Here is a 26,994-nt window from a genome sequence, read left to right as displayed (position 1 = left end):
ATCCTTTATAAGTTAATAGTATACTTTACACTATAAATAAAAACTCCCGGAAAGTGATTCTCGGGAGTTTTTGTATGTTTTTACAAAAGTAATTTTGTTTATTGCTTATACTGTCGTCAATCTCAGTGTATTTGTTTTTCCACCTTCATATGATGGAGTAGCATTGATATTGATTACAAAGTCTCCTGTCTCAATATAACCATAATTATGAGTCAGCATATTTACCTGGATGATTGTTTCATCTGTAGACTTCTTCATGTCATAATAATAGGCGTGGACACCCCAAAGCAGGTTCAGCATTGTAATCACTCTTCTGTTACCACTGTATACAATAATGTGTGAGTTTGGCCTGTGTGCTGCCAGCTGGAAAGCCGTATATCCTGAATGAGTAAGTGTTACAATAGCAGAAACGTTTGTTGTTTTGGCAATTCTTACTGCTGCAAGACAAACCCTGTTTGTAATAAATCTCTCATCGATGCAGTTATAATCTTTCTCGATAGGCTCATTTTTATGCTGATAGAAATGAGTAGTTTCAATATTCTTTACAATTTTAGCCATGTTTTCCACAACCTGTACAGGATATCTACCTACAGAAGTTTCTCCTGAAAGCATTACTGCATCAGCTCCATCCAATACAGAGTTGGCTACATCATTTACTTCCGCTCTGGTTGGCGTTAAGCTGTTGATCATAGTTTCCATCATCTGGGTAGCGATAATTACCGGTTTGGAATAAAATCTTGCTTTCTCTACCAGGTTTTTCTGAATGGCAGGCACTTCTTCCATCGGAACTTCTACTCCCAGGTCACCACGGGCAACCATTAATCCGTCACATTCAAGAAGGATTTCGTCAATATTTTTAACCCCTTCAGGTTTTTCAATCTTCGCAATAATCGGAGTCTTGAATTTACCATTCGGATGGCTTGCAATTAATTCTTTCAGGTCAATGATATCCTGAGCATGACGCACAAAAGAAAGAGCAATCCAGTCAACTTCCATATCAAGCATGAAATTGGCATCCTGAATATCCTTTTCTGTCAATGCAGGAAGAGATACCTGTGTATTAGGCAGGTTAACCCCTTTTTTTGAACTTAGAGGCCCCCCCTGGATGGTTTTAGCTTTTACAGTATCTTTTTCATTGGTTTCAGTAACTTCCAGTACCAGCTTCCCGTCATCGATAAGGATTCTTTCCCCTACTTTTACGTCCTGTGGAAACTGTTGATAAGTCATATATACCTTTGTAGAATCTCCCTCCATCTTTTCATTGGTGAAAGTAAGAATATCACCAGGATTAAGGTAAGATCCTTCCTTTACTACACCTACTCTCAGTTTAGGACCCTGAAGGTCTCCCAAAATACCCACTGAATAACCATACTCGCTGTTTAGCTCTCTAATTATTTCAATATTTTTTCGGACTAAGTCGTAATCTGCATGGGAAAAATTTATTCTGAAAATATCAACACCCGCTTTCATTAAATCTAACATTACCTCCTTTGACGATGAAGCAGGTCCTAGTGTTGCGATAATTTTTGTCTTCTTTAAATACTTATTCATAATACTGGATAATTTGATAAAGTTCCTCTTCAGAACTCAGTGTATAATCTTGAATTGGAAACACAAGATTTTCAGGGAGCAAAATTACGGAAAAATCAGGAAACTGTTCCGAACTATGCAAAATATATTCTACATCTACCTGATTATTTAATAAAAATTTAATGTTTTCTTCTTCTGTAAAGAGTTCTGTCTGAATTTTTTTTTGCTTACTTTCAGAAGATTTATTTGAAATGAAGGTAAAACAGGTCTTTGTAGACTTGTGATAAGCCTCAAATCTTGGAAAAAAATAATCATAATATCCTCCGTGAAAGACAAGATCTTTCTTTCTTGAAAAACAGAGGTTGTTGGTTTGATTTATTTTATAGAAAAACTCATGAGCGGGTATATCTTTTGCTAATCTTACCAGTCCTATGGCAATATCTTCAAATTCTATATCATCAAGATCATAAAGTTTTTGAATTTCCAAGTATATTTTCTTTTTTGTTTAAAATATAAAATGCCCTCTGTGCTGCCTTTTCCTCTGCTTTCTTTTTGGAAGTCTCTGTTGCATTAGCAATTTTCTCTTCTCCCAGCCATACATGACACCTGAATACAACAGATTTATTGGCCTGTATTTCCTCACAGGTTTCGTACTTTATATTGACCTTTTTCTTTTGGCTCCATTCGAGCAGAAGACCTTTATAGCTTACAATTTTATTTTCCAGCTTATTGATCTCGGAAGGGGTCAGCAATTTTTCCAGAATGATCCTTTTACAGGCATCATAATGGAAGTCTAAATAAACGGCACCTATTAAGGCTTCGAATAAATTCCCGGAGATATTCTCTCCCAAAGCTGAAGAACTGTTTTGCTTTTGCAAAAGGTTGGTAAGCTTGAGATCTTCTCCTAATTTATTGAGGTTTTTCCTATTAACAATCTTAGATTTCATTTGTGTCAGGTATCCTTCATTAGCCTGAGGATAGGTCTGGAACAAATGACAAGAAATAATTGTACCCAAAACAGAATCTCCCAAAAATTCAAGTCTTTCGTAATTACTGTCTTGATTTTTAGAAGAATTTTTCAAAGAAAAAGCTTCACGGTAAAGAGCAATATTCTGTACCTCTGTACCCAACACTTTTTTAAGTTCGGTACTGAGAAAATAATCTCTCTCCGTTAATTGTCTTTTTCTTTTTTTGAGAAGGAATTTAGAAAAGTATTTCTGTAACTCCATTCATTGAATTTAGATTTTCTTAAATAGAACGCAAGCGTTGTGCCCGCCAAATCCAAAAGTATTGCTCATGGCTACTTTTACATCTTTCTTTACAGCGGTATTAAACGTAAAGTTTAATCTGCTGTCAATGTTTTCATCATCAGTAAAATGGTTGATGGTAGGAGGAACAGTACCATGAATAATAGTTCCCAATGCAGCGATAGCTTCAATAACACCTGCAGCACCTAAAAGGTGGCCAGTCATTGATTTTGTAGAATTAATCTGAATATCGTAAGCATGCTCGCCTAATAATTTCGAAATTGCATTGGATTCTGCGATGTCTCCTAATGGAGTAGAAGTACCATGCATATTGATATGATCTACTTCATCAGCAGTTAAGCCTGCATCTTCCAAACAGTTTTTCATTACCAGATAAGCGCCCAGACCTTCAGGATGTGGAGCAGTCATGTGATGTGCATCAGCACTTAAACCACCTCCCAATAATTCTGCATAAATTGTAGCACCACGTTTTACCGCGTGTTCATATTCTTCAAGAACGATACATCCGGCTCCTTCACCTAATACAAATCCATCTCTGTCTTTGTCGAATGGTCTTGATGCTGTTTTTGGATCGTCATTTCTTGTAGAAAGTGCCATCATTGCGTTGAATCCACCGACACCACTTGCTGTAACGGCTGCTTCAGAGCCTCCACACACAATCACGTCTGCTTTTCCTAACTGGATCAGCATTTTGGAATCAATTATAGCATTTGCTGAAGATGCACATGCAGATACAGTAGTATAATTAGGTCCGTGGAAACCATATTCAATTGAAATATGTCCAGGAGTAATATCCGCAATCATTTTAGGAATAAAGAAAGGGTTGAATCTCGGAATTTCCGTATTGGCCCATCCTAACACTTCAGTTTCAAAAGTCTCTAATCCTCCGATTCCGGAACCCCAGATTACACCGACTCTGTTTTTATCTACATTATCTTCAATAATTCCGGAATGCGCTACTGCTTCTCTTGCAGCAACAAGTCCCAATTGAGTATTTCGGTCCATTTTTTTAGCCTCTTTCTTATCGAAATGCTGTAGCGGATCGAAGTTTTTTACCTCGCAAGCGAACTTTGTTTTAAAGTTTGTGGCATCAAAAAGAGTAATCGGAGCGGCACCGCTCTCACCTTTCACAAGATTTTCCCAGTATTCTTTTGCATTATTTCCTATTGGTGTTATTGCTCCAAATCCGGTTACAACTACTCTTTTTAATTCCATAAACTTTGTTTAATTTCTTTTTTTGTTGAAGAATATTATTTATTTACTACTTCTTCGATGTAAGCGATAGCGTGTCCTACAGTAGTAATTTTTTCAGCTTGGTCATCAGGGATCTGAATGTTAAATTCTTTTTCAAATTCCATGATTAACTCAACTGTATCTAGTGAATCAGCTCCTAAATCGTTAGTGAAGCTAGCTTCAGGAGTTACTTCTGTTTCTTCAACGTCAAGCTTATCAGCGATGATAGCTTTTACTCTTGATGCAATGTCTGACATAGTAAATTATTTTTTTAATTGTTAGATGGTGCAAATATATAAAATTCTTTACGATAAAACATTTTTTTAGTCTTTTTTGTGGACCAGAAGGTTTTATTTTGGGTTGTGGAGTTTTAGTGTTTTAGTTTTCAGTAGGTTATATTTATTATCAGAAGATGAATGTAAAATCATTATTTAGAAAGACTGGAAGAGTCCCGGAATGATATGCTTTTAATTTCCATCTTATGGACTCAGTTTTCAGAATATCATCTTACAATTAACTATTTATTTAGCTAAATAGGTTTTTTACTTTTTGAAACATACTTATATATAGTATATAATGCATAGAATATTCTAAATATTAGAATGTAATAAAAAAACCATCGAGAAATCGATGGTTTTGTGGAGTTGGAGGTTTTCGAACCTACTATATTTTAACATATTTCAAAATATGTAATATGTCTATTTATCAGTATTTTAGCTATATTTGTATAAACTAATATACTTAGTTTTTATGTCTAAATATAGAAGAAGTAGCACCTAAACTGGCACCTGATGAACTACACTTTTAAACTTAAGCAACCCAATGGTACAAAGGAATCTTTGATTTATTTCCGTTCTTTTTTCAACAATGAAAATAAGAATTTTATCTATTCTACGGGTGAGAAAATAAAGCCAAGCGAATGGGATTTTGAAGGTAGGCAACCAAATGATCTAAACGGAAGAACTAAAAGAGCAGAGATTCATCGAAGTGTAAAAATGCAATTAGATCGATACAGCAGTTTCTTTACCGAGATTGTTAATCGATATAAGAATATAAATGAAGAACTTACCGTCGATATTCTTAAACAAAGATTTGATGAAAAGTTCAAAAAAATTACTGTTAAAAGTGATTTCTTTAGAATTTATCAGGAGTTTTTAGATGAGAAAGAAAACGACTATACTGGAAATTCAATTTCAAACTCTACTTTGAAGCGTTATAAATGCAATAAGAATTTACTCGAAGATTTTGAAAGTACTTGTAGAGTTAAAATCAGTTTAGGTAAATTTGATGATAAACTTTATAATAAGTTTTTAAAGTATTGTATTGAAGAAAAAAAGCATTCTGCAAATACATTACATAGAAATGTTGGTCTACTCAAAACTTTTCTTCTTTGGGCTCTCAATAAAAAATATACATACAATAACAATTTTATTACTTTTAAAAAACCTGCGAAATTCACAACTGATGAAATAGCTCTAAATTATGAACAAGTTGAGCTCATTTACAATTATGACTTCAGTGATAATAAAAGATTGGAAAGGGTACGTGACCTTTTTGTTTTTGGATGCACTACAGGAATGAGGTTTGGCAATTACAGCACGATCTCAAGAAGTGATGTTGATGGTAATTTCATACGGGTTATTGATTTAAAAAGTAAATCTAAAAACTTAGCAATTCCTTTAAACAGTATTTCTAAATCAATACTTGAAAAGTATGATTATAATCTTCCAAGTATTACAAATCAAAAGATGAATGAATATATTAAAGAGGTTTTTAAAAAGCTGGAATTTACTGATGAAATAAAGAAGACTATGAAGTATGGTGATGAGTTGGTAGACCAAAAAGCTGAGTTTTGGACAAGAATTTCCTCACATACAGCAAGGAGAAGTTTCATCACTATAATGAAGAACAAACGAGTTCCGGATAAAGTAATTATGAGCTACACTGGTCACACCAGTTTAGAAGTCTTTAATGCCTACTACAGACCAAGTGAAGATGATAAGATCAACTATATGAATGAAGTTTTTAAATAATCAATAATTTAGATTATGGATCAGAAAAAGCTTTACGGACGTTGGAATTTTTGGGAAGAATTTGTAAGCTATCCAATGATGATTTATTTCTGGGTTAGAAGGCCAAAAATTCACGAACGTTTGCGAAGTAAAATTGAAAAAGCCCAACAAAAGTCCTCTAAAATCGTTCTCGATGAAAAGTTGAGAAATGAATTTTTGATTAGATATGAAAAGTTAGATAATTTCTTCAGTTTTCATTTCAAAGATATTGATCAATCAAGAAATCACAATTTTGAAGAAAAGATCCAATACTGTTTTAATCAATATAAAAAAGAATCAAACAGCCTGTTAAGTTCAAGTAATCTGATGAAATTGCAGGGCAATTTTTTAAATGGTGCCGAAACTACACTTTTTTTATATTTCGCCCTAAAACACAAAACAAATAGAGAAATTGCTTTATCAGATATTATAATTGGTGATAACAGTTCAAAAATTTTCCTCGCTTTTTTAAAAGACAAAAAATTCATCGATGAAAATCATAACCTGCTGGTAGATCAGAAATCTTCATTCATAAGAATACACCGATTCTTGAAGGACAATCATATCATCAACCCCGATTATCAGGATACCACAATTATTGAGGCTATGGAAAATGAATATAATACTACTTTTGACAAAGGAACATTTTCACGAGCAATTACTGTAAAACCAAATGACTTTGAAGAAAATATCTACAAAGAATTATCGAAGTTACTTAATATAGAGTATTGACTGTATAGCTGTTAGAGTTAAATTAATTTTTAAATAAATAGCAGAAATTTTAAACCTGATATAAAAAATTGAATCCGTAACAATGAATCAAGTTGATTTTAATTTAGCAATGCAAAGTGTGATTAAAGATCATTTAAATGCTCCAACAGAAGAATTAATTATGAACGTAACTGCCTCTCGTTGGGAACATCACAACTGGGCAATTTCTGGATTTGAAAAAATTTTAGAAGGAAGAAAATTGTCTTTTAATATATATACTGAGAAATTTTTCAAAGAAAAAATTGTTGAGAAATTCTCTAGATCATATCCTGGCTGGGCAGATAATATTCGAAAAATGATGAATGAATTAATAGAAAACGGGTGGAATCTATCAATCCCTCTAACTGCTAAAAATTATCACGGAAGTTTTGAATGTTACATTGATACTAATGACATAATTTTACAGAAAATAATTGAATCGAATTGTGATTTGATAAATTTAAAATGCTCAAGATGTGGATTATCTGGTGACGAATATATTTCTGACGGAGTATGTGAAAAATGCAGATGAGAAATAAATAAAAATCCAGTATACAATATCCCTTCGTTTTAATTACAGAGACATTACCTCACGATGTCAATTCTGAAAATTAAGAAATTCTCTTTGGTCTTTACATTACCGAGGAACAATATGTCTACACCATTAATTTATATATAACTAAATATCAGCTATCAAACTTTACGCAATTGAGTAGAATTGCATCATTAGTTATTCCGATCATACAATTTTGTCTGCAAATAAATACAACAGATTATGCAGACAACAAATCCATTCCAAACCATTCTCGACGAATTAGGGGAAGTAAAAGACTTACTCTATTCCCTAAAAAAAGAACCTGAAATCGAGTTGAAAAAGAAACTATACTCTATCAAAGAGTGTTCAGAAATTCTTAAACTGGATTACCAGACCGTACGCTCACACATTTTAAAAGGCAACATCAAAGCAGAACAAATAGGAAGATTCTACAGGGTCAATCATTTTGATCTGATGGATGCTTTAAACGAGGTCAAATCGCTTAAGTATAGGAGATAGATAGAGATTTTATTTATCAAATAATCTAATTCACCCTTCCGCATTTCATGTACGGAACCAAACCTTTAAAATATGAGCGAAAAAATTCCATACCTCAGAGTAGGGATAACCTATTATAAGACTATCGAGAAACCATTGATCTCAGGAGACAAAATTTCAATTTTGGTACGATGGAACCGTGAAACAATTATTAGCGATCACGGAAAAATCTACGTTTCAAAAGTTTCAAAATATGATGGCTTCTGCTGTATTCCTTCTCATCTTAATTATAAGCAGATCATCGACGGATTCTACAATATGTACAATGAAATTCCTTATCAACCAATCAATGAAAGTATAAGTCCTGAAGATTTAGAAAACAAAATTCCATTCTCACTAAAATTTATGGAGCATATTTTCGGAGAGCAATTGGAGCTAGGCCTAGATTACATAAAGATATTGCTTGAACATCCAACGCAGATACTTCCAATTCTTTGCTTGGTAAGTAAAGAAAGAGCTACTGGAAAATCAACTTTTATCAAATGGTTGAAATCTATCTTCGGATTAAATATGACCTACATCAAAGGAGACTCATTCAGCAGTCAGTTCAATTCAGATTGGACTTCAATGCTGATTGTTGCAATTGATGAGGTATTCTTTGATAAAAAAGAAATCACTGAACGCTTAAAATATCTTTCTACTACTGACAAAGACAAAAAGGAGGCAAAGGGAAAAGACCGTGAAGAAGTCGAATTCTTTGGCAAATTTATTCTCTGTTCCAATAATGAAGATAACTTCATTCAGATCGATGAAAATGAGATCAGATTTTGGATCATCAAAGTAAAATCAATCAAAAGCGAAAACACCGAATTTCTAAAAAATCTCAACAAAGAGATCCCTTATTTTCTTCGATACTTAATTCAAAGACCTTTCCACAGTCGTAAGGAGACAAGGATGTGGTTCACAGACTCCCAGATCAGAACAAAGGCTCTTCAGAAACTGGTGTGGAAAAATAATAACAAACTGGAATCCAAGATCATCGAACTTTTATATGAGTTTTTCGAAAGTACTGAAGACAGCAAAATCCATTGTATTCCTCAGGACATTTTCAATATGCTTGGCAAGATGTTCAGCAAACAATACTGGACAGTCAACGATGTCCGGAAAATACTGAAAGAAAACTGGAAACTCGAACCACAAAGTAATTCTTTGGCTTACATCAAATACGATCTTGATCATGGTTTAAATTTTTTCCAACAGAACAAAACAGGACGGTATTTTACAATAGATAGGAATTTTATTCTTCAAAGATTTGATGAAATGATGAATTAATTGATAAAGAAAATAAAATCAATTAGTTAGATCTCATCAAAAGCCTCATCAAATTTTTAAACCTTGATTTTTGATGAGAGGATGATGAGAAGAACATTTCTACTTTGCTGAGATGATGAGACTTTGATGATAGTGCAATTTATTATTATTCAGTTTCTTATATGGTTTTCTCATCAATTCATCAAAAATTAGTCAAAACTAAACTCTTCCGCCTGAACTGAAAGGACATCTACTATTAATCACTAAAAAACATTAAAAATTACAAAAATGAACTGCAAACAATTCAACAGCATATCGTTGCAAGAAGTCCTCCTTTCTCTCGGACACCTTCCAACGAAACAAAATGAAAAAGAAGCTTGGTATCTCAACCCCTTTGCCAGCGAATCCCAAGCCTCTTTTAAATTAGATAAAAGGATTAATGCCTGGTATCTCCATTCAGAAGGTATCGGCGGGAACAATACCGACTTTATGAAAAAATATTTGAACACTTCGGTCAATGGAGTTCTGGACTGGGCGCAAAAACAAAATTTTTCTTCTTTTCATCAGCAAGCACAGATCAAAAAGTCGGAACCAAATTACAGAATTACAGAAATGCTGAATTTAGAAAATCCAAACCTGAAAAAATATTTACAGGAGCGTGGATTGAGTCCTAAAATCTATGATTACATAAAAGAGGTGCGATTTACAGTCGGAGAAAAGGAACTCTACGCAATTGGCTTTGAAAATTTATCCGGAGGCTTTGAGCTTCGTAATTCTTTTTATAAAGGGTCATTGTTGAAAAAGGATATTTCAATAATTAATCTCAATTGTGGTTTACAGGACATATCAAGTGTTGAAGTTAAAAATATCAAAAGTGCAGCAGTTTTTGAAGGCTTTATGGATGCCTTGTCTTTTGTAGAAATGCAGAGATCTTTCGCAGGAGATATTCTCGTAATGAATTCCATTGCTCTTTTAAACAAATCCATAGAATGTTTGAAAAACTACTCTGATATCAATCTGTTTCTCGACAACGATAATGCGGGAATTAAATGTAAATCTCAGATTATAAAATCATTTCCGGAAGCCAAAGATCATTCCGGAATTTATTCCAACCATAAAGATCTAAACGAATTTTTGATACATCGAATAAAAAATGATGTAGCTGATAAATCAGGAAAACAATCTGAAAAATTTCCTGAGCCTGATAAATTAGAAGAGATAAAGCGGGAACCGGAAATTAGAAACTCAAATAGTTTTAAAATGAAGCGTTGATAAAGCGTGCTGTATGTTTTTTCCAACTACCCGCAGAAGTTAGGAGCGCATTCGCAACTTTGAAGGTCGTTCCTCCCAACAAAGTTTCAAATACGCTCTGCGAGGCTTTAACCTGAGTAAGATAGGATAAGGTTGACTGGTACCAACCTGTATAAAAAATACGCAGGTCTATTAACGAAGGTGCGTAAAAAATGCACAGGTAAAATTAATTGCTGTATAATTTTTATACAACAGTTTTGATTGGAAACATATAGCACAAACTTAAAAGATGAAAACTAATGAAGACTTCAATTAATTTCAAAGCAGTCAAATCGGACTCTGAAACTCATAATTTCAGAAAGAAAACTTTCGACTACATCCGTAAAGATCTGACACCAAACAATGAATATTGGTTAGAACAGAAAATATCTGATAGAATGCAAAAGATTGAAGCATATTGCAAAGCTAAGTCAGGAAGAAAATTGCAAAAGAATGCAATGCCAGTTCGGGAAGCTGTAGTTGTTATCAAAGAAAATACAACGATGTTGGAACTTCAAAACTTGGCAAAAAGACTGGAAGATGAACTGAAAATCCGTGTTTTTCAAATTGCTATTCATAAAGACGAAGGACACACCGATAAAGACACGAAAGAATGGAAACCGAATTATCACGCTCATTTAGTAGCTGACTGGCAAGATTTGGGAACTGGTAAAACACTTAAGCATCAATCTTACCATTATTCAAAAATGCAGGATCTGACAGCAGAATGCCTGAATATGGAAAGAGGAATTTCAGGTTCAAGAGGAAGATTGGAAGCAATTGAGTTTAAGATTCAGCAGAAAGAAGAAGATCTCAAAGTTTTGGAAGAAAGATTCAATATATTGAAATCTGAAATGAGTTCGACTAAATCGGAGGAGCTGGTTGTAAAGGAAAATGATTTTCTAGGTTTTATAAAAATTAAGACAGACAAGACCATTGCGAATTATGAAAAAGCATTTCGAAGCTACAGAAGTATAATTCAAAAAAATAAAACAGAATTGGAAACTAAGTCCAAGCAAATTTTCGAACTCAGTACAAAGATTGATAACTCTAAGAAAGAAGTTCAACTATTTGAAAATAAAATCTCTGTGCTGTTGACTGATCCAAACGTCTTTGCTTCAGAAAAGAAAAAATATTTAGATTCTGTCACCAATATTCTCGAAAGAGAGATCAAATTTGAAAGATATAGATATCCCAGAGTTGAAAGATCTGACAGAGAAACTCTGATCTCTGAAATGGGTAAGATAGCAGAAAAAGTAAGTAAAGAAAATAATATTCCTTTTTCAGCATTTAATGAGATCTTTAAAGATTCAGAAAATAGTGTTAGATTTTTATCATTATTACGTTTTGGAAATGAAAATCTGAATTATAATAATGAAGATATTCCAATTCAGAAGAAAAAAAAAGGTAGAAAATTTTGATTAGACTAAAGCCCAAAGGAAACTTAGGATATGAAGCATCTAAAAATTAAATCATTATATTAGCAATAGAAAAAGCTCTTAGAAAGTTATTAGTAATAAATAAATCTCAAAGTTATCTTACATTTTATGAATACGCCAACAGAAGAAGATATCCTAAAAGCGATCAATGAATCTGGATATTTATTTGAACAAGAAATCGGATTTGTTATTGAAAAATTCGGATTTAATATTCAAACCAATTCTGCATTTAAAGACAGTGAAGAAGAAAGATCAAGAGAATTAGATGTAACAGGTTATAAGAGATTTTTTTATGATGAAAAGAATAAAATTTCAATCGGTATAAGAATATTATGTGAGTGTAAGAATAACAAAAACCCATTTGTTTTTATAACCCGTAATAAAGGTAAAATTGATAAGAATTATTCTCCTCCTAACTTTCTGTATCCAGCGGCAGAATATATGGTTCCTGTAGATGGGCAAAAAAATTCATTTTATAGAAAAGATGGATTTATGTATTATAATATAAATGAAATCTTTCCATATAGTATTAAAGATTACAAAGCAGTACAATTCTGTAAGCTTGTTCAAAAAAACAAAGAATGGAACGCATTTCATGATGGAATTTATGACTCTATATTAATGCCATTAAGTAAAAGTTTAGACTACTATAAAAATAAAGATATAGCTATTAGAAGTGAAACTTGGAAAAACTATATTATTTATTTTCCAATTGTAGTATTAAATTCGAAGATATTTTCAATAGATTCTCATATAGACAAAAGTAAAGTGAATGAAATTGGGTATATTTCATTTACTCGAGAAATTGAATCTAAAAAACAAAATAATAAATACCTAATTGATTTTATTTCTAAAGAATTTTTAGAAGAATATCTGGAAAGTCATGTAAACGATTTTGCTGAAAAGTTTAAAGAAAATATTTTAAAGAAGGAGTCTGATAACAAATTTTTGTAGTATTATTTTATCGAAACTTGTTGTTTTGACTGGAAATTTCGGCTTTGAAAATCCTACAAATGTAAAATATCAAGAAAGTTTTGTGTAATTTTTTACAATAGAAAAAATGAAATCAGTTAAAGAATCAGTTGAGATAATTTAATTAGTAGAAATCTTAACAAAAATGTGTGATTATTTAGAAAATTTAGATTTTGAAAAATTTATAAAAATAGCAACTTTTATAACAACTATTGTTTTGGCAGTAAAAGCACTATTAGAATATTCAAAATCACAAAAATGGAAGAGAAATGAATTTTTAGCAAAAGAAATGAAGGATTTTTTCTCAGATAGAGATGTAAAGAAAGCGCTTCTCATTCTAGATTGGAATCGAATTGATATACCACTTTATGAGAATGAAATTCCAAGCAATAAAGAAAGATCAATATTTTTTGTTGATGAAACTCATTTAGAAAATTCGTTGTCAGTTTCTCCAAATTCCGAATTCAACGATGAAGAAACTATAATTCGAAAAAGTATAGACGAATTCTTAGTTCGTCTATCAACTTTACAAAATTATATTGATAATAACCTTTTTACAACCAAAGATCTTAAGCCATATATCATTTACTGGATGGGGCTAATTGGCGATAAAAATAGGGCAAATAAAAATCCCATCTATATAGAAAAATTATGGCTTTTTATAAAGAGATATGAATACAGTCAAGTTATCAAAATGCTAAAAAATTATGGATATGAAATCTAATAAAGATTTCTGCTAAAATATTCTATGCTACAAAATAATACCGCCTCTTTCTTATAATTAATTGAGAAGTTGTGTTTTTCAAGATCCTCAAAATTAAAGGGGTCTATTTAATGAAGTCGCCAATTCATATTTTCTTTGTAAAAGAGCCCACGCCGTTGTATATGCTACAAGAGTATTTAGTGAGTGTCCAAGACCTCACCCTACGGGTGTACAAGCACCCTCGATATTTTTCAGCTATCCAATAATTAATTCAATACCTGCTTTTTCAGCTTTGTATTTTATTTTGGTCTGCAATTCATAATAATTCCAATTGCGAAGCACAAATTCCTGTTCCTTTGCAATCCCAATTTTGTCCTCCTGATTTTTAAGGATCAATGTGCCAGCTTGTTGCTGTACGCAGAAATCGATAAGCTTTCGGCTATACATATGAAGTCGGTGAGTTACATATCTACTTTCAAGATTCTCTGTTTTGTACAATGCCTTTTGTTTGCGTTTGGATCCATTTCCTGAGCGTGCGTAGGCGATACCGTCTTGAATCCTTTTTTGACTTGCCTGAATCGCTAACCTTCGATACAAAAACTCTTCTTTTGAGCCAATATTGATTCGTAAATTGTTAGCTTTTGCAACTATTGGGTGTTCCAGAGACAAGGAGGCTTCCGCAATGATTTCGGGTTTTAAATGATTCTCTTCCTTTTTGAATTCAAAAACTGCAAGCCAGAAGATCTTCCTGTCTTTCAGTTGAATTTGTGATGTGCATAGCTTTATGTCTCCTTTTAACAGGCGTTCCATTGTCACTCGCTTATCAGTATAATCTTTTCCTAGGTATGTTTTGACAGGAATCGCAAACATATTGAAGCAAAAAGCTTTTTTATCGGGATCATATTTCATTTTGCTGATGCATTTGACCGGAAGCGGGATCGGAATGTCTCTTTTGTAATTTCTAACTGATTTTGTTCCTTGCCAATAATCAGCTTTGTTTTTGGAGAAAGTTGATTGAATCGTGTTGTTCAGGCTTCCCAAAATGTCTGTTGGGATTTCTCCTTTGAAACGGTCAAATACCATTCGTGCCGTAGTGCCAGTTTTCGAACGGTTAAACATTCCCATCTCATCTTTTTTTTCATCAGCTAACTTATATTGTATTTCTTCTGTAAGATAAAAGAAATCTTTGATCATTTCCTGAACATACAAATGGGAAGCGATTAAGTTTGCGGCTCGGAAACATAGGTTCTGATATCGGTAGAGTTTTTCCCACATTTCATTTTTTTTATCTGACGGTAGATCAATCATCAACTGAATTTTTCGGGTCAGTGTCATCGTGGATTTTTCCATATCAAATAGTTATTTCAGAGTTGTTTTGATTCTGTAAATATTGATAAGCATAAAGAAAGTCCTGATGGACTTCCTTCTCAGAAAGTTTGAGCTCCCGTGCAATGATTGCAAAAGAAGATTTCTCCCTAAATCTTCTTTTTATAATTTCAATTTGCTGACCGCTGAGTTCATTTTGTTTAACCTCATTTTTTTTAGATTTAATTGGTGGCTCGTCATTAGAATTTTCCCTTAGGATTTTTCTTAAATCATTTATTGCCCTAGTTACCTCATTGCTAATATCTTTGACACTGCTTCCCATTGCTTCTGCAATAGGTTTGTACTGAAAGCCATATTGAAGGCAAAGTTCGATCAGGTATTTTCTTTTGGGGCTTATCACCTTTAAAACCTTATTGACTTCGTCAAAATTTTTCTGATCTGATTCCTGACGAAGAAGATGTTCTTTGTCTTGCACAGGATCATATCCAACAATATAATCCTGATAGTTCTCAAAACTTTCAAGTGAAGCTGTTAGGCGAGCGAATTTATTTTTCGGAGTATTGAAATAAGTTATGCAGTCTCTTTTCAGAACAAACCGTAAAAAGCCAAGAATATGATTTGGAGTCTCAATCGAATCACGGTGTAACCAGAGTTTAAGAAATGTATCCTGCACCAGCGTTTCCACGGCAAAATCATCCTCAAGCATTTGTTTTCCTATCCAGAAAAGGAGTCGTTTGTACCGTAAATGGATATGTTCTAATGAGGATGGATTGCCTTTTTTCAGTAGTTTATATAACTGAAAATCAGTTAGTTTTAAGGGTGGTGAGTTTGTTCTTTTCATAAGCGGTATTTTTCAGCTTATTGATTGCTAAAAGAAATTGCTTAGATATCCGAATGAATTATCTGTACCACTTTATGCACTATCTCACTGCATATTGCCCAAAATAAATGGCGTGAAACTCAACATATCCGAACTGGGGCACTGGTATACCTTATATGCAGATAAGTGAGCTCACGCCTAGGTCGTGAGCTACTTTACTTATCCTCTCGCATATTAAAAATTACCAGTTTTCAGTTCGAGATTCTAAGCAATAGCTTCTATATTTCTTTGAAGTATCGCAAAGTTACATTTCAATAACTTATTTTACAAATATAAAAATATTTTCTAAATTATGTACTATAGTACATAATTTTTTTTGATGTTTTTCATTCACTTTGGTTTATGAATGAATCATTAGAAGAAATAGAAAGATATGTTATAAAACGTGTTAAAGAAATACGAGAATCAAAGAATGTCACCCAAGAGGAGCTCTCACTTTCTATTGGGAAGAATATTGGATTTATTTCACAGATAGAAGCTCCATCTAAAAAAGCAAAATATAATTTGATCCATCTAAATCTAATTGCAATAGCATTAGGATGCTCCATTAAGGATTTTCTTCCTGATGAGCCGATCCGAGATAAGAAATACGATATTAAAGAAATCCAAAATAAAAAATCTTGATATGAGTTGGTAATTTTGATTTTAGGAAAGAAGATAACTATTATCATTGAGAGAGAAGAACTAGCAAAAAGATATTAGTTGTTTGTATTGAGAATTTTGCTAATACTTATTTTTAAGTGATCCTCTTCGCAGTGTATTATGAAACTTGATGCTGCAAATCCCTTTGAAAGCTTATTTATTAACAAAAGAATTCGCTTTGTATACCTATAAAAATTGGTTAAGGTTTAGAAGATATAGTCAAATTATCAAATCTTATAATAAAATCCTCATCAGTATTAAGTTTGCTTTCCTTCTCAGATCTTTTAGCAGGATGTAACGTTTTAATTTTTAAAAACATTTCACGTATGGGATCATTAAAATATGTTTTTACGCTTGCTAAGCTTTCTATTAATTGATACCAAGAAGTCCAGGCAACTGTTTCGTCAAGATCTACACCTGTGAAATTCATCTGATTTCGGGATACGATAAATAAATATATTTCTTTTATCTCAGTTTTAGTATTAAGTTTTTTTTCTATCTGTAGTGCATTAAGTAAAGTATTACTATCATTTAATGAAATCCACTTTTTTATTTTCGCAATCCACTCATTAGCTTTAGGAAATAGATTAGATATTCTGCTATAACGTTCTTTCATAGAATAACCATATCGATCCTGCCATTTTAATTGAAAAAGTCCTAATGTTCCCGTCGCCTCATCGAAAACAACTGCATCAATATCTGTTCTAATTCCATTGAAAGAAATATTTATTTCTTTTGGAACTTTAATAACATTATTTTGCGGAAACAATTTAAACAATTCATTTCTGAATCTGTTTTCTCTATTATTTACAGCTTTATCATAATCCTTTTTATATTTACGTTTAAGTTCCCTGTTTAAAATTGAAAAAGGATTTGAAAAACAACCTGAAATAGATCTTATTAATAATTCGCCTCCGACTTCAATAAATATTGGTGGCGGTGTACAAGGATACTCCAGGTAATAATCAAAGTTGTCTTTCGTCAATGTTATTGCTTCAAATATTTGTTTTATCTCATCTTCTGACCAATCCATATAGTCAGCATAATCACTAATTGCTTTTTGTTTAGGCTGTGTATATGTTAGAAGATTTTCAAGTAATACTTTAGGATTTTCTTCTTTTAACATAAAACAGGCGTCGGTATGCTTTATTCCAACTCCTACAATTAACTCTACAATCGTTACATACTTCCAATATTCAATTCCTCCAAAAATATCTTTATTGTCAAAATCATCATATCCCTGCATCATCAAAAGCCTATAATGACCCTCTTCATTATAGTAATCGTCAATTTCAGGAGTAGTATCATAACTTATCAACTGACCGAAAGGATTAAGGAGTAGTTTTCTGAAATCTGTTTTTATCTTTTTTACATTAAAATATTTTGTCTTTCTTTTTTCTTCGACAAATCTTCTAGCAATCTTGTCTACAAAAAAATCAAAACTATCTCTATCAAAAGATTCAATATCATTATTACTATTAATAAATCTAAATGTGTAATGTTGATTATTTACTTTTTCAAATTTTATTAAACCAGCTTTATCATAGGAAATTAATTGTTTGCATAATTCAATTTTACCGCAATAAATAATATTTGATGTCGTCCAGCCTACTGACTCGTCTGTCATAATTGCAAACGGTAAGTGCTTGTTAATATCAATATTAAAATAATAAGGTTTTAAAAGCCTTGGCCAACCATATTCAACTAATTTTCTATAAACTTTAACTTGTTCATCTGATAATTCTTCAGAGTGCATATAAAATGGCAGAATTGTATCTATACAGCGAATAATATTTTGTATCGCCATATACGGAGAGCCTGTATAGGTAGTTCCAATTATTTTGCTGTTCTCTTCTAATAGTAAAGTTATTTCATCTGTTGGTGTCATTATTTTGTTTTAACCAAGATATTAAAACTTATTTAATTCAGATGTTGGAATTTAAATTTAATGTATTTATCATTAACTTGTAGACATGTAGATTACTTGAGAATGAGGTAAATATTGTAGTTAATGAATTGCTTTACTCCATTAAAAAAAAATCTTTTATTTTAAAAAGTTATTAAATACTTTTGTATATTAAACGAATTTTGTATACATGAAAACTAACAACCTATATATCGATCTTTTTGCAGGCTGTGGGGGCCTTTCTTTAGGGCTACATAACGCAGGTTGGAATGGTTTATTCGCAATAGAAAAAAATCCAGATGCTTTCAAAACATTAGAACACAATTTAATAAATAAAAAAAAACATTTTGATTGGCCAGAATGGTTGCCTAAAAAGAATCACGATATAAATTCTGTCTTGAGAACTTACAAGAAAAATTTAAAGTCTTTGAGGGGTAGTGTTTCACTGGTTGCTGGGGGGCCTCCATGCCAAGGCTTTTCAATGGCGGGCAGACGAAATGAAACTGATGAACGTAATGACTTGATAAATTCATATATTAAATTCGTCGAATATGTTATGCCAAAAGTCATTTTTTTTGAGAACGTCAAAGGCTTTACTATGGAGTTCAAAAAAAATAAAGAAAAGGGCATCGCATACTCTTCGGTTGTAACACAAAAATTACAAAACCTTGGATATTATGTCAAAGGTAAGCTAGTAAATTTTGGCGATTATGGTGTTCCACAGAAACGAACCAGATTTATACTTATTGGAGTCAGAAACGATATTGTAAATTCTTCTCAGGAAATAGTGGATAACTTTTTTTCATCTCTTGAATCTAAATCTTTTAGTTTTCTGGAAAAAAGAGGGTTATCAAAAGACACCAATTTACAAGATGCTATTTCTGATCTTCTTAGATCAAATGGTACACAGGAGTCGCCAGATACAAAAAATTTCCAAGCAGGGAAATATGGTCAACAACAGTCTTCTTATCAAAAATACATGCGTAAATGGATACGACGTGAAATAGCTGATAGTCATAGATTCCCCAAACATACTCCCGCAACATCTGAAAGGTTTAAAGTTATACTTGATTTATCAACTAATCGTAGAAATTTAGATGTAAGTAAAGATGTCCGTGAAAGATACAATTTAAAAAAACATACTATAATTCCATTATGTGGTGACAGTAAAAGTCCTACAATTACCACTTTGCCGGATGATTATATCCATTATTCTGAACCTCGTATACTTACGGTTAGAGAATATGCGCGTATACAGTCCTTTCCTGATTGGTACGAATTTCAAGGTAAATATACAACTGGTGGAAAAAGGAGAACGCAGGAGGTTCCACGATATACTCAAATAGGAAATGCTATTCCACCATTGTTTGCAGAACAAGCTGGTATTTCATTAATAAAATTACTAATACCAAATGAGCAGAGAGAATTTACATTTTAAAACAAATATCCAAATTAAAAACATCATTGGAAAAGATCTTATTAATGATGATAATATTGCGATTTTAGAATTAGTTAAGAACTCATTTGACGCTGATGCTAAAAAAGTTAAAGTCACATTTAAGAATTTGAAAGAAAATGATGATTTAAGTGTCGAACAATTTTCTAAAAATACTTCGAGAATTATTATTGAAGATGATGGAGTCGGTATGAATTTTACCGACATCCAGAATAAATGGTTAAATATAGCCTATTCTGAGAAAAAAGAAAATAATCATCAATACAATAGGATGATGGCGGGGGCAAAGGGAGTTGGTAGATTTTCTTGTGACCGCCTAGGGGAATATTTGAATCTCTATACTAAAACAGGTGCAGATAATGAATTTTTAAAATTAAGTATTGATTGGAAATTATTTGAGGTCAATGATATAAAAAAGGAAATTAATGAAATAATCTTAGATTATTCTTTTCTAAATAAAAGTGAATTTGATTTATTAGGATTTGATATCTCAAACCATGGAGTAGTTTTGGAAATTATTAAATTAAGGAGTAAATGGGTTTATTCTGAAACTGATAAAGATGGTAATACTTTTTGGGACACTGAAAAGTTTACCAATTTAAAAAAATATTTAGAAAAATTAATTAATCCAAATCAGGCATTCGAAAAAAATGATTTTGGCATTTTTATCAGTGCGCCAGAATTTGAATCTGAAAATAGTTTACTTGAGGGCCATAAAAAATTTTTAGGACAGGTTGAAAATACAATTTTTGAAAAATTAGATTTTCAAAGCACAAGTATCGAAAGTTCTATCATTGAGAATGGTAGTGTTATTTACACGGAATTAAAAGATAAAGGTGAAACGATTTTTTGGATCAAGGAATTAAATGAATATTACCCTCTAATAAAAAATGCAAGTATTACTTTGTATTATCTCAATCCTTATGCAAAAGCTTTTTTTACTAAACAAACTGGAATTAGATCGGTTGATTATGGATCAATATTTTTATTTATAAACGGTTTTAGAATACCACCATATGGTGAAGTCGGGAATGATTGGTTGGGAATAGATCAGAGAAAAGCTCAGGGTTTTGCAAGATTTATTGGTTTGAGAGAATTTGTTGGACGTATAGAAATCTTAGATGATAATAATGACTTTCAGATAGTTTCGAGTCGAGAAGGTATTGTTAAAAATGAAAATTATAAGGCGTTAACTTTAAGGGATGATAACAAAAGCTATTTTTTTAAAACGCTTCGTAGATTAGAAAGATATGTGGTTGAAGGTCTAGATTGGGATAGTATTCCAGAGGAATTAAAAAATAAGATAGCTGAAATAGAAAAAAAAATCATTTCAGGAGAAACAAAGGAAGAAGATTTATTATTTAGAGAAGAAGCTGATGTCAAACGAAATAGGGTTTATGAAAGTATACATAATATTATTGGTGCTCGTGCGGATACTGTCTTAGAATTATATATAAATGAGGAGCTTATTTTAGAAAAAATTCAAATAGAAAAAGAAAATTCTGAAAAAGAATTTGAAAGAATTTTAGATGATTTTGAGAAACATAAAATAGATATTGATTCTTTAAATCAAATACTTTTACGAAAAGCGGAACAAGACAAAGCACTAGAAAAAGAATTAAATTCTTTAAATCGCTTTACAATGAATGAAGCGACTTCTCATGGTATATTACAATTGCAATTATATAAAAACCGAAATAAAGAACAATCTAATATAATTTTACAGCTCAGAAAAGAGTTAGAAGACGCTCAGCTAAAACAAAGAGAGGCAGAAGAAAAATCAAAAAAGGCAGCTGATGAAGTAAACTCTGCAAAGGATGAGCTTGCTAAAGCGAATGCGGAAGTTGAAAAAGCCAAAAATGAACTCAATGAGACAAGATCTCAAAATCTTTTCCTAAAATCGGTAAAGTCACAAGATTTAGATGATATTGTAAATCTTATGCATTTAATTGGTATTTCAACCGGAACGATACAAAATTATGTTAAAGGAACTATTTATAGACTAGAAAATAATATTGAAATTTCAAATAAACAGTTGAAGGATGTTTTTTCTAATCTTAATTTTGAATTGAACAAGATTTATTCAATATCAAAATTTGCTACAAAGGCTAATTTTAAAATAGACTCTAAAGATTCGTATTTAGACTTAAAAGCTTTTATTGAAGAATATTTAATAAATATTTCCAAACCGTTTTTTGGATCCACTATTGATTTTATTGTTTATGACAATGATTTGAAAGATTTTGTGACAAAATTTAAGCCACTTGAAATTACCATAGTTTTAGATAATCTGATAAATAATTCAAAAAAGGCGATATCTGCAAAAAAATTAAATGAGTCAAATATTAATTTTAAAGGTAAGATCGAGGTCGATTTTGACAGCCCAAATACTGAAACATTATTATTAAGATTTAGAGATAATGGAATTGGAGTTTCAAAGGAGATTCAGAATAAGATATTTGAGTACGCATTTACGACCACTGAAGGTTCTGGTTTAGGATTGACACACATACAAGAAATATTAAAAAAAATGAATGCGAAAATTGAAATTAATAAAGAGTATTCTGACGGAGCGGAATTTATAATAACTTTTAAAAAAAATAATTAGAAAAAAAACAAATAATATGGATTTTACAATTTTAATGTATGAGGATGATCAGCAATATAAAGATTCATTTGAATATAATTTAGCACCAAAAGTAGAAACAAAAGGAAGAAATTTGGTAATACGCCACAGGCTAAATGGTGATAGTATTGAACAAGATTTAATGATGATAAGCCCCGATCTAATTATGATTGATCACGACTTAGGCGCAAGTACTGGTGATGAGTTAATTGAGATTTTAGATAGTACACCAGAAAATATTAAAGTGATGCTAATTTACTATTCGGGAGGGGAAACATTGGATGATTTGCAAGAAACTGTAAAAAAATATAAGTGTCATGTGCAATGTTTTACCAAGGAAGGTGATGAGTTAGAAAATGCAATACTTAGTATGATTAGATGATTTTTTATTAATAATAACAACTAAGTACTCTCTAATAAGTATTTAATGAATTGAGGCTTAGAATTTACTCTGATGATTTTCACAGAAAAAATATTAAATATGATTATGCCAATGCATAATCATATTTAATATTGTCCATCAAAGAAGTTATAAGATCAGCTTAATAAAAAGATATTTTGAATTTTTCTGCTTTCCTTCCGTATTTAATATTTTATTTAAATAAATTTATTTAAAGATTATAATCGTTATTAGTAAGTGTCAGAATATCTTCACCAATTTTCAATATAGCTTTTTTATTTTCCTCATATAATTTAATTTTAAATGTTCTATTTTCTAAATCTTCAGAAATTACATTTAATATTCTATTATAAACATTGTCCAAATTTTTTCTATTAATTTCGCATTCCCAAATAACTATAACATTCCAGCCTAATAGAATATTGTCTTGAACATTTTTATAATCCCTTTCAATATTCTTATCTATTTTATGTTTCCAGAACTCAGTATTTGTTTTTGGTATGTGAGCAATTTTACAAGCTTCGTGGCCATGCCAAAAACAACCATTAACAAATACAATCAATTTGTATTTAGGGAATACTATATCTGGTTTACCAGGAAGCTTTTTGTAATTGATACGATATCGCATACCTTTAGCAAACAAGAATTTTCTTAACAACAATTCAGGTCTAGTATTTGTAGACTTTATCTTACTCATTACGTTTGATCTTTTCTCCTTATTCCAAATGTCCATACTATAATGTAACTAATTATATACCAATTAATTTTTGAAGATTGAGTAAATACTGAATTATTTGGAATTTGAGATTGCTAGATTTTAATATTTTTAATTTTTGAAAAGAGTGGGAACTTATCTATTATCATGTGCACCTAGATTGGCACCTAAAAATAAAAAACCCTGTAAATTAATAATTTACAGGGTTTTAAGTGGAGTTGGAGGGATTCGAACCCTCGTCCAAACAAGCAATACATAAGCTTTCTACATGCTTATTCTGCTATTGGTTTTCGACGGGAAGCAGAGAGCAGACGCCCAACTTCCGGCTTATCTTCTAAGGTTTTCGTGCTTTAGCCGAAGCTTCTAAAGCCTTATTTCCGCATTCCTATATCCCAGGATCAAACGCCGCAGAACAGAGCATTTGTGGAATATCTTGCTTCCCTACTGAAATCTTCGGGAAAACGCTTGAATCTACTATACTTCGATATTAAGCTGCAAGAGCGAACTCTTCGTTGCCAGTTAAAATTCTGTAGCAAGGGATTATAGAGATCGCGCTACGGTTCTCTGCATGCTTACTTACCCATTCGTCTTGCTGTCGAAACCAGTCAACCCCATGAATAAAGTGAATGCAAAGATAGTATTTTTTGTTTATATTTCGTTAATATAGATGGTTTTTAATGGAAATCAGAGTTTAAAAAATTTACTTGAAGGAGGTGAGAATTGAATATTAAGTTATTGTGGATAAAAATATTATTGTCTGCTAAGGTCCTTTATTACGGCGGTTTTTCGAAGATCCGGGGCAGAGTGGTGATGGTTTATTGTAATATATTTTGTGTTCTCATAAAAAATGTCTATTTTTGCAATCCAAAATGAGATGTAAAATATGTTAATAATTCCAGTAAAAGATGGTGAATCCATCGACAGAGCTTTAAAAAAATACAAGAGAAAATTTGATAAAACAGGTACAGTTCGTCAATTAAGAGCTAGACAACAGTTTATTAAGCCTTCTGTAACTTTGAGACAAGCTAGACTAAAAGCTGCTTACAAACAAAGAACACTTAGCAAAGAAGAGCAGGCTTAAGATTTTTTCTTAACCATATATTAATTCATTTCTTAAATTCTTATATTTGAGAAATGAATTTTTATTTTTATACTCCATGATGCTGGAAAAGTTTTTAGAATACCTGGAATTCGAAAAAAGGTACTCTCCTCATACTGTCACAAGCTACAAAAAAGACCTTGAAGACTTTTCCCATTTCTTTCTCCGAACAGAATCTTCCGACAATTTAGCCAAAGCAGACAAGAAAATTATCAGGAATTTCATTGTCGAATTGAGTGAACATAATATTTCCAAGAGAAGCATTAATAGAAAGCTGTCTTCTCTCCGTAGTTTTTATCTTTTTCTTTTAAAAATTGGTGAAATTAAAGTTTCTCCCACTGAAGGGATTTCTTCCCTGAAGTTTTATGCTGAAAAACAGATTCCTATGTCTAAAGAGGAAATGGCAGATCTGAATGATAGGGTTTTTGAACAGGTACATGATGTGCTTGAAAAATGCATTATGGAAGTTCTTTATCAGACTGGCATGCGTAAAGCTGAACTTTGTGGCCTGATATTTGAAAATGTTGACTTATACGGAAAAGAATTAAAAATAATAGGAAAAGGGAATAAAGAAAGGGTAGTTCCCATATCCAGTGAACTGGCTGAACTTCTTACAAGTTATCTTGAAATAAGAAATCCGCAGACAGAATATAAATCATATTTTTTTGTCAATAAGAAAGGGAAAAAACTCAACGAAAAATTTGTTTATGTGGTAGTTAATAAGTACCTTAGTCTTATAACAACAAAAGAAAAAAAAAGTCCTCACATCCTTCGGCATAGCTTTGCTACACACGTTTTGGATAATGGGGCGGAGATCTCCAAAGTGAAAAAAATATTAGGGCATTCCAGTCTTGCCAGTACTCAGGTCTACACGAATGCTAATATTGAACAATTGAAAAAAGTGTTTAATCAGGCTCACCCTCGAGCATCAAAAAAAGAAGAATTATGAAGATTTCAGTACAATCAATTGGTTTAACTCCACACGAACCACTAGAATCACACATCGACAAAAAAGTAAGCAAATTAGATACCTTCTACGACAAGATTCAGGAGTGTAAGGTATTTTTGAAAGTTGAAAATAATTCGGATAAAGCGAATAAAACAGCCGAGATTATTTTAGCGGTTCCGGGAGACGATATCGTAGTAAAGAAGACTACTACAAGTTTTGAAGAAAGTCTGGACCTTTGCGTTGATACTGCTAAAAAGCTATTAATCAAGAAAAAAGAAATGGCATAGGAAAAAAAGTTAAAAAAAGTTTATAAAAAATTTGAGAATTCAAAAAATCCGTTCTATATTTGCACTCGCAAAAAAGGAACAGCGATCTTTTGAATTCTTTTTTATATTGCCTCCATAGCTCAGTTGGCCAGAGCACGTGATTTGTAATCTCGGGGTCGTGGGTTCGAATCCCTCTGGAGGCTCATAAAATATAAAACTTTGGGGAGATTCCAGAGTGGCTAAATGGGACTGACTGTAACTCAGTTGCTTCGGCTTCGTAGGTTCGAATCCTGCTCTCCCCACTTTATATTTTTATAAAATAAACTTGCAGGATTAAAGAAGTTTTCTTAGTTTTGCACAGCGTTTACCAATAATTTTGGAAACAAAATTGCGGAAGTAGCTCAGTTGGTAGAGCGTCAGCCTTCCAAGCTGAATGTCGCGGGTTCGACCCCCGTCTTCCGCTCAAAAAATCACTCTTATGGTGTGATTTTTTTTAACACTGAAATGTGTAGAGTAGAGTTTCTCAATCGCTTTCAGTCCTTATTAAAATGCCTCCATAGCTCAGTTGGCCAGAGCACGTGATTTGTAATCTCGGGGTCGTGGGTTCGAATCCCTCTGGAGGCTCATTTTAATATAAACATGAGGGGAGATTCCAGAGTGGCTAAATGGGACTGACTGTAACTCAGTTGCTTCGGCTTCGTAGGTTCGAATCCTGCTCTCCCCACATTTTATATTATAAAAAAAACTTGCAGGATTAAATAAGTTTTCTTAGTTTTGCACAGCGTTACCAATAGTTTTGGAAACAAAATTGCGGAAGTAGCTCAGTTGGTAGAGCGTCAGCCTTCCAAGCTGAATGTCGCGGGTTCGACCCCCGTCTTCCGCTCAACGAAAAATCACGCTACTTAGTGTGATTTTTTTAGTTGATGCCGACTTAGCTCAGCGGTAGAGTGCTTCCTTGGTAAGGAAGAGGTCACGGGTTCAAGTCCCGTAGTTGGCTCTCCATTTTCCCGAATTTGTTCGGGATTTTTTTTACCCGTCAGGAAAAAAAATGGCAGTCTACAGATGCTTATCGTTAAACATCTGATTGGAAAAATTCTAGAAATCATTTCCCATCCTTCATAAGCTTTCTATTGATAAACCGAAATGCAG

Annotated in this window: 25 protein-coding genes, 7 tRNA genes and 1 other RNA gene; 23 read left to right on the top strand and 10 right to left on the bottom strand. The window is 32.2% G+C overall.

Going from position 1 to position 26,994, the window contains the following annotated elements:
* Window positions 1–105: 105 nt before the first annotated feature.
* From pyk to EL165_RS13345, 5 genes are read right to left on the bottom strand one after another with little or no spacing between them, the layout of a single operon-like run.
* Window positions 106–1,551 carry a pyruvate kinase gene (gene pyk, locus EL165_RS13365; RefSeq protein WP_002976346.1) on the bottom strand — a complete coding sequence of 482 codons (1,446 nt, stop codon included), beginning with the start codon at window positions 1,549–1,551 and terminating at the stop codon, window positions 106–108.
* Entirely contained in the window at window positions 1,544–2,017 is a 474-nt protein-coding gene (locus tag EL165_RS13360) for an IPExxxVDY family protein (protein ID WP_002976347.1), read from the bottom strand. Before EL165_RS13360 ends, pyk begins: the two co-directional genes overlap by 8 nt.
* Window positions 1,995–2,759 carry a ribonuclease III gene (gene rnc, locus EL165_RS13355; protein ID WP_002976349.1) on the bottom strand — a complete coding sequence of 255 codons (765 nt, stop codon included), beginning with the start codon at window positions 2,757–2,759 and terminating at the stop codon, window positions 1,995–1,997. The genes EL165_RS13360 and rnc overlap by 23 nt, the downstream gene beginning before the upstream one ends.
* Before the next feature lie 9 nt (window positions 2,760–2,768).
* The gene (fabF, locus tag EL165_RS13350; protein ID WP_002976350.1) at window positions 2,769–4,013 is read right to left on the bottom strand and encodes a beta-ketoacyl-ACP synthase II; all 1,245 of its coding nucleotides are present in this window, start codon (window positions 4,011–4,013) and stop codon (window positions 2,769–2,771) included.
* 35 nt (window positions 4,014–4,048) lie between these two features.
* A complete protein-coding gene (locus tag EL165_RS13345; RefSeq protein ID WP_002976354.1) occupies window positions 4,049–4,288 on the bottom strand; it encodes an acyl carrier protein in 240 nt (79 codons plus the stop codon).
* Between the two features lie 534 nt (window positions 4,289–4,822).
* Here EL165_RS13345 and EL165_RS13340 point away from each other — a divergent pair.
* The 9 genes from EL165_RS13340 (at window position 4,823) to EL165_RS13300 (ending at window position 13,601) form a co-directional block, all read left to right on the top strand.
* Window positions 4,823–6,064 (top strand): tyrosine-type recombinase/integrase, encoded by a 1,242-nt coding sequence (locus EL165_RS13340; protein WP_002976356.1) that lies wholly within the window; start codon window positions 4,823–4,825, stop codon window positions 6,062–6,064.
* Between the two features lie 15 nt (window positions 6,065–6,079).
* Entirely contained in the window at window positions 6,080–6,814 is a 735-nt protein-coding gene (locus EL165_RS13335; protein ID WP_002976358.1) for a hypothetical protein, read from the top strand.
* Window positions 6,815–6,896: 82 nt separating this feature from the next.
* Window positions 6,897–7,364, top strand: a complete 468-nt coding sequence (locus EL165_RS13330) for a hypothetical protein (protein ID WP_002976360.1) — start codon at window positions 6,897–6,899, stop codon at window positions 7,362–7,364.
* A 243-nt stretch (window positions 7,365–7,607) separates the two neighbouring features.
* On the top strand, window positions 7,608–7,886 hold the full coding sequence (locus EL165_RS13325) for a helix-turn-helix domain-containing protein (RefSeq protein WP_002976362.1): 279 nt from the start codon (window positions 7,608–7,610) through the stop codon (window positions 7,884–7,886).
* Window positions 7,887–7,958: 72 nt separating this feature from the next.
* On the top strand, window positions 7,959–9,197 hold the full coding sequence (locus EL165_RS13320) for a primase-helicase family protein (protein ID WP_002976364.1): 1,239 nt from the start codon (window positions 7,959–7,961) through the stop codon (window positions 9,195–9,197).
* 267 nt (window positions 9,198–9,464) lie between these two features.
* Window positions 9,465–10,448 (top strand): toprim domain-containing protein, encoded by a 984-nt coding sequence (locus EL165_RS13315; protein ID WP_002976366.1) that lies wholly within the window; start codon window positions 9,465–9,467, stop codon window positions 10,446–10,448.
* A 278-nt stretch (window positions 10,449–10,726) separates the two neighbouring features.
* Window positions 10,727–11,887, top strand: a complete 1,161-nt coding sequence (locus tag EL165_RS13310; RefSeq protein ID WP_002976367.1) for a hypothetical protein — start codon at window positions 10,727–10,729, stop codon at window positions 11,885–11,887.
* 126 nt (window positions 11,888–12,013) lie between these two features.
* Window positions 12,014–12,859 carry a hypothetical protein gene (locus EL165_RS13305; protein WP_002976369.1) on the top strand — a complete coding sequence of 282 codons (846 nt, stop codon included), beginning with the start codon at window positions 12,014–12,016 and terminating at the stop codon, window positions 12,857–12,859.
* A gap of 163 nt (window positions 12,860–13,022) precedes the next feature.
* Complete coding sequence (locus EL165_RS13300; protein ID WP_002976371.1) at window positions 13,023–13,601, top strand: hypothetical protein; 579 nt, start codon at window positions 13,023–13,025, stop codon at window positions 13,599–13,601.
* Window positions 13,602–13,835: 234 nt separating this feature from the next.
* Here EL165_RS13300 and EL165_RS13295 read toward each other — a convergent pair whose 3' ends face one another.
* Both EL165_RS13295 and EL165_RS13290 read right to left on the bottom strand, forming a co-directional pair.
* The gene (locus tag EL165_RS13295) at window positions 13,836–14,930 is read right to left on the bottom strand and encodes a hypothetical protein (RefSeq protein ID WP_002976373.1); all 1,095 of its coding nucleotides are present in this window, start codon (window positions 14,928–14,930) and stop codon (window positions 13,836–13,838) included.
* 1 nt (window position 14,931) lies between these two features.
* Complete coding sequence (locus EL165_RS13290) at window positions 14,932–15,612, bottom strand: RNA polymerase sigma factor (RefSeq protein WP_232529131.1); 681 nt, start codon at window positions 15,610–15,612, stop codon at window positions 14,932–14,934.
* Between the two features lie 516 nt (window positions 15,613–16,128).
* Here EL165_RS13290 and EL165_RS13285 point away from each other — a divergent pair.
* The gene (locus EL165_RS13285; protein ID WP_002976378.1) at window positions 16,129–16,410 is read left to right on the top strand and encodes a helix-turn-helix domain-containing protein; all 282 of its coding nucleotides are present in this window, start codon (window positions 16,129–16,131) and stop codon (window positions 16,408–16,410) included.
* 217 nt (window positions 16,411–16,627) lie between these two features.
* Here EL165_RS13285 and EL165_RS13280 read toward each other — a convergent pair whose 3' ends face one another.
* Window positions 16,628–18,316 carry a hypothetical protein gene (locus tag EL165_RS13280; protein WP_002976380.1) on the bottom strand — a complete coding sequence of 563 codons (1,689 nt, stop codon included), beginning with the start codon at window positions 18,314–18,316 and terminating at the stop codon, window positions 16,628–16,630.
* A 208-nt stretch (window positions 18,317–18,524) separates the two neighbouring features.
* Here EL165_RS13280 and EL165_RS13275 point away from each other — a divergent pair, with 208 nt between their 5' ends.
* The 3 genes from EL165_RS13275 to EL165_RS13265 are packed head-to-tail and all read left to right on the top strand — an operon-like array spanning window position 18,525 to window position 22,798.
* Window positions 18,525–19,772, top strand: a complete 1,248-nt coding sequence (locus EL165_RS13275) for a DNA cytosine methyltransferase (protein ID WP_002976382.1) — start codon at window positions 18,525–18,527, stop codon at window positions 19,770–19,772.
* Window positions 19,747–22,398: an ATP-binding protein gene (locus EL165_RS13270; protein ID WP_002976384.1), complete on the top strand. Its 2,652-nt coding sequence runs from the start codon at window positions 19,747–19,749 to the stop codon at window positions 22,396–22,398. Before EL165_RS13275 ends, EL165_RS13270 begins: the two co-directional genes overlap by 26 nt.
* 16 nt (window positions 22,399–22,414) lie before the next feature.
* Complete coding sequence (locus EL165_RS13265; protein WP_002976386.1) at window positions 22,415–22,798, top strand: hypothetical protein; 384 nt, start codon at window positions 22,415–22,417, stop codon at window positions 22,796–22,798.
* A gap of 229 nt (window positions 22,799–23,027) precedes the next feature.
* Here EL165_RS13265 and EL165_RS13260 read toward each other — a convergent pair whose 3' ends face one another.
* Window positions 23,028–23,549: a very short patch repair endonuclease gene (locus EL165_RS13260; protein WP_002976388.1), complete on the bottom strand. Its 522-nt coding sequence runs from the start codon at window positions 23,547–23,549 to the stop codon at window positions 23,028–23,030.
* A gap of 192 nt (window positions 23,550–23,741) precedes the next feature.
* Window positions 23,742–24,144, bottom strand: a transfer-messenger RNA (tmRNA) gene (gene ssrA / locus EL165_RS13255).
* A 270-nt stretch (window positions 24,145–24,414) separates the two neighbouring features.
* On the opposite strand from ssrA, the gene rpsU reads away from it, so the two are divergent.
* The 10 genes from rpsU to EL165_RS13205 all read left to right on the top strand — a co-directional run bounded on the left by rpsU (window position 24,415) and on the right by EL165_RS13205 (window position 26,842).
* Window positions 24,415–24,612 carry a 30S ribosomal protein S21 gene (gene rpsU, locus EL165_RS13250; protein ID WP_002976389.1) on the top strand — a complete coding sequence of 66 codons (198 nt, stop codon included), beginning with the start codon at window positions 24,415–24,417 and terminating at the stop codon, window positions 24,610–24,612.
* A 79-nt stretch (window positions 24,613–24,691) separates the two neighbouring features.
* A complete protein-coding gene (locus tag EL165_RS13245; RefSeq protein WP_041461583.1) occupies window positions 24,692–25,579 on the top strand; it encodes a tyrosine-type recombinase/integrase in 888 nt (295 codons plus the stop codon).
* Window positions 25,576–25,866, top strand: coding sequence for an HPF/RaiA family ribosome-associated protein (locus EL165_RS13240; RefSeq protein WP_002976393.1), 291 nt, complete (start codon window positions 25,576–25,578; stop codon window positions 25,864–25,866). Before EL165_RS13245 ends, EL165_RS13240 begins: the two co-directional genes overlap by 4 nt.
* Window positions 25,867–25,974: 108 nt before the next feature.
* Window positions 25,975–26,048, top strand: a tRNA-Thr gene (locus EL165_RS13235).
* 18 nt (window positions 26,049–26,066) lie between these two features.
* Window positions 26,067–26,147, top strand: a tRNA-Tyr gene (locus EL165_RS13230).
* Between the two features lie 88 nt (window positions 26,148–26,235).
* Window positions 26,236–26,308: transfer RNA gene (locus EL165_RS13225), tRNA-Gly, on the top strand.
* An 87-nt stretch (window positions 26,309–26,395) separates the two neighbouring features.
* A tRNA-Thr gene (locus EL165_RS13220) sits at window positions 26,396–26,469 on the top strand.
* A 19-nt stretch (window positions 26,470–26,488) separates the two neighbouring features.
* A tRNA-Tyr gene (locus EL165_RS13215) sits at window positions 26,489–26,569 on the top strand.
* 86 nt (window positions 26,570–26,655) lie between these two features.
* Window positions 26,656–26,728, top strand: a tRNA-Gly gene (locus EL165_RS13210).
* Window positions 26,729–26,770: 42 nt separating this feature from the next.
* A tRNA-Thr gene (locus tag EL165_RS13205) sits at window positions 26,771–26,842 on the top strand.
* The last annotated feature ends 152 nt before the right edge of the window (window positions 26,843–26,994 follow it).

The organism is Chryseobacterium gleum (assembly GCF_900636535.1).
Lineage (GTDB): Bacteria > Bacteroidota > Bacteroidia > Flavobacteriales > Weeksellaceae > Chryseobacterium > Chryseobacterium gleum.
The sequence above is the reverse complement of the archived record's forward strand: the minus strand, read 5'-3'. Positions and strand labels throughout refer to the sequence as shown.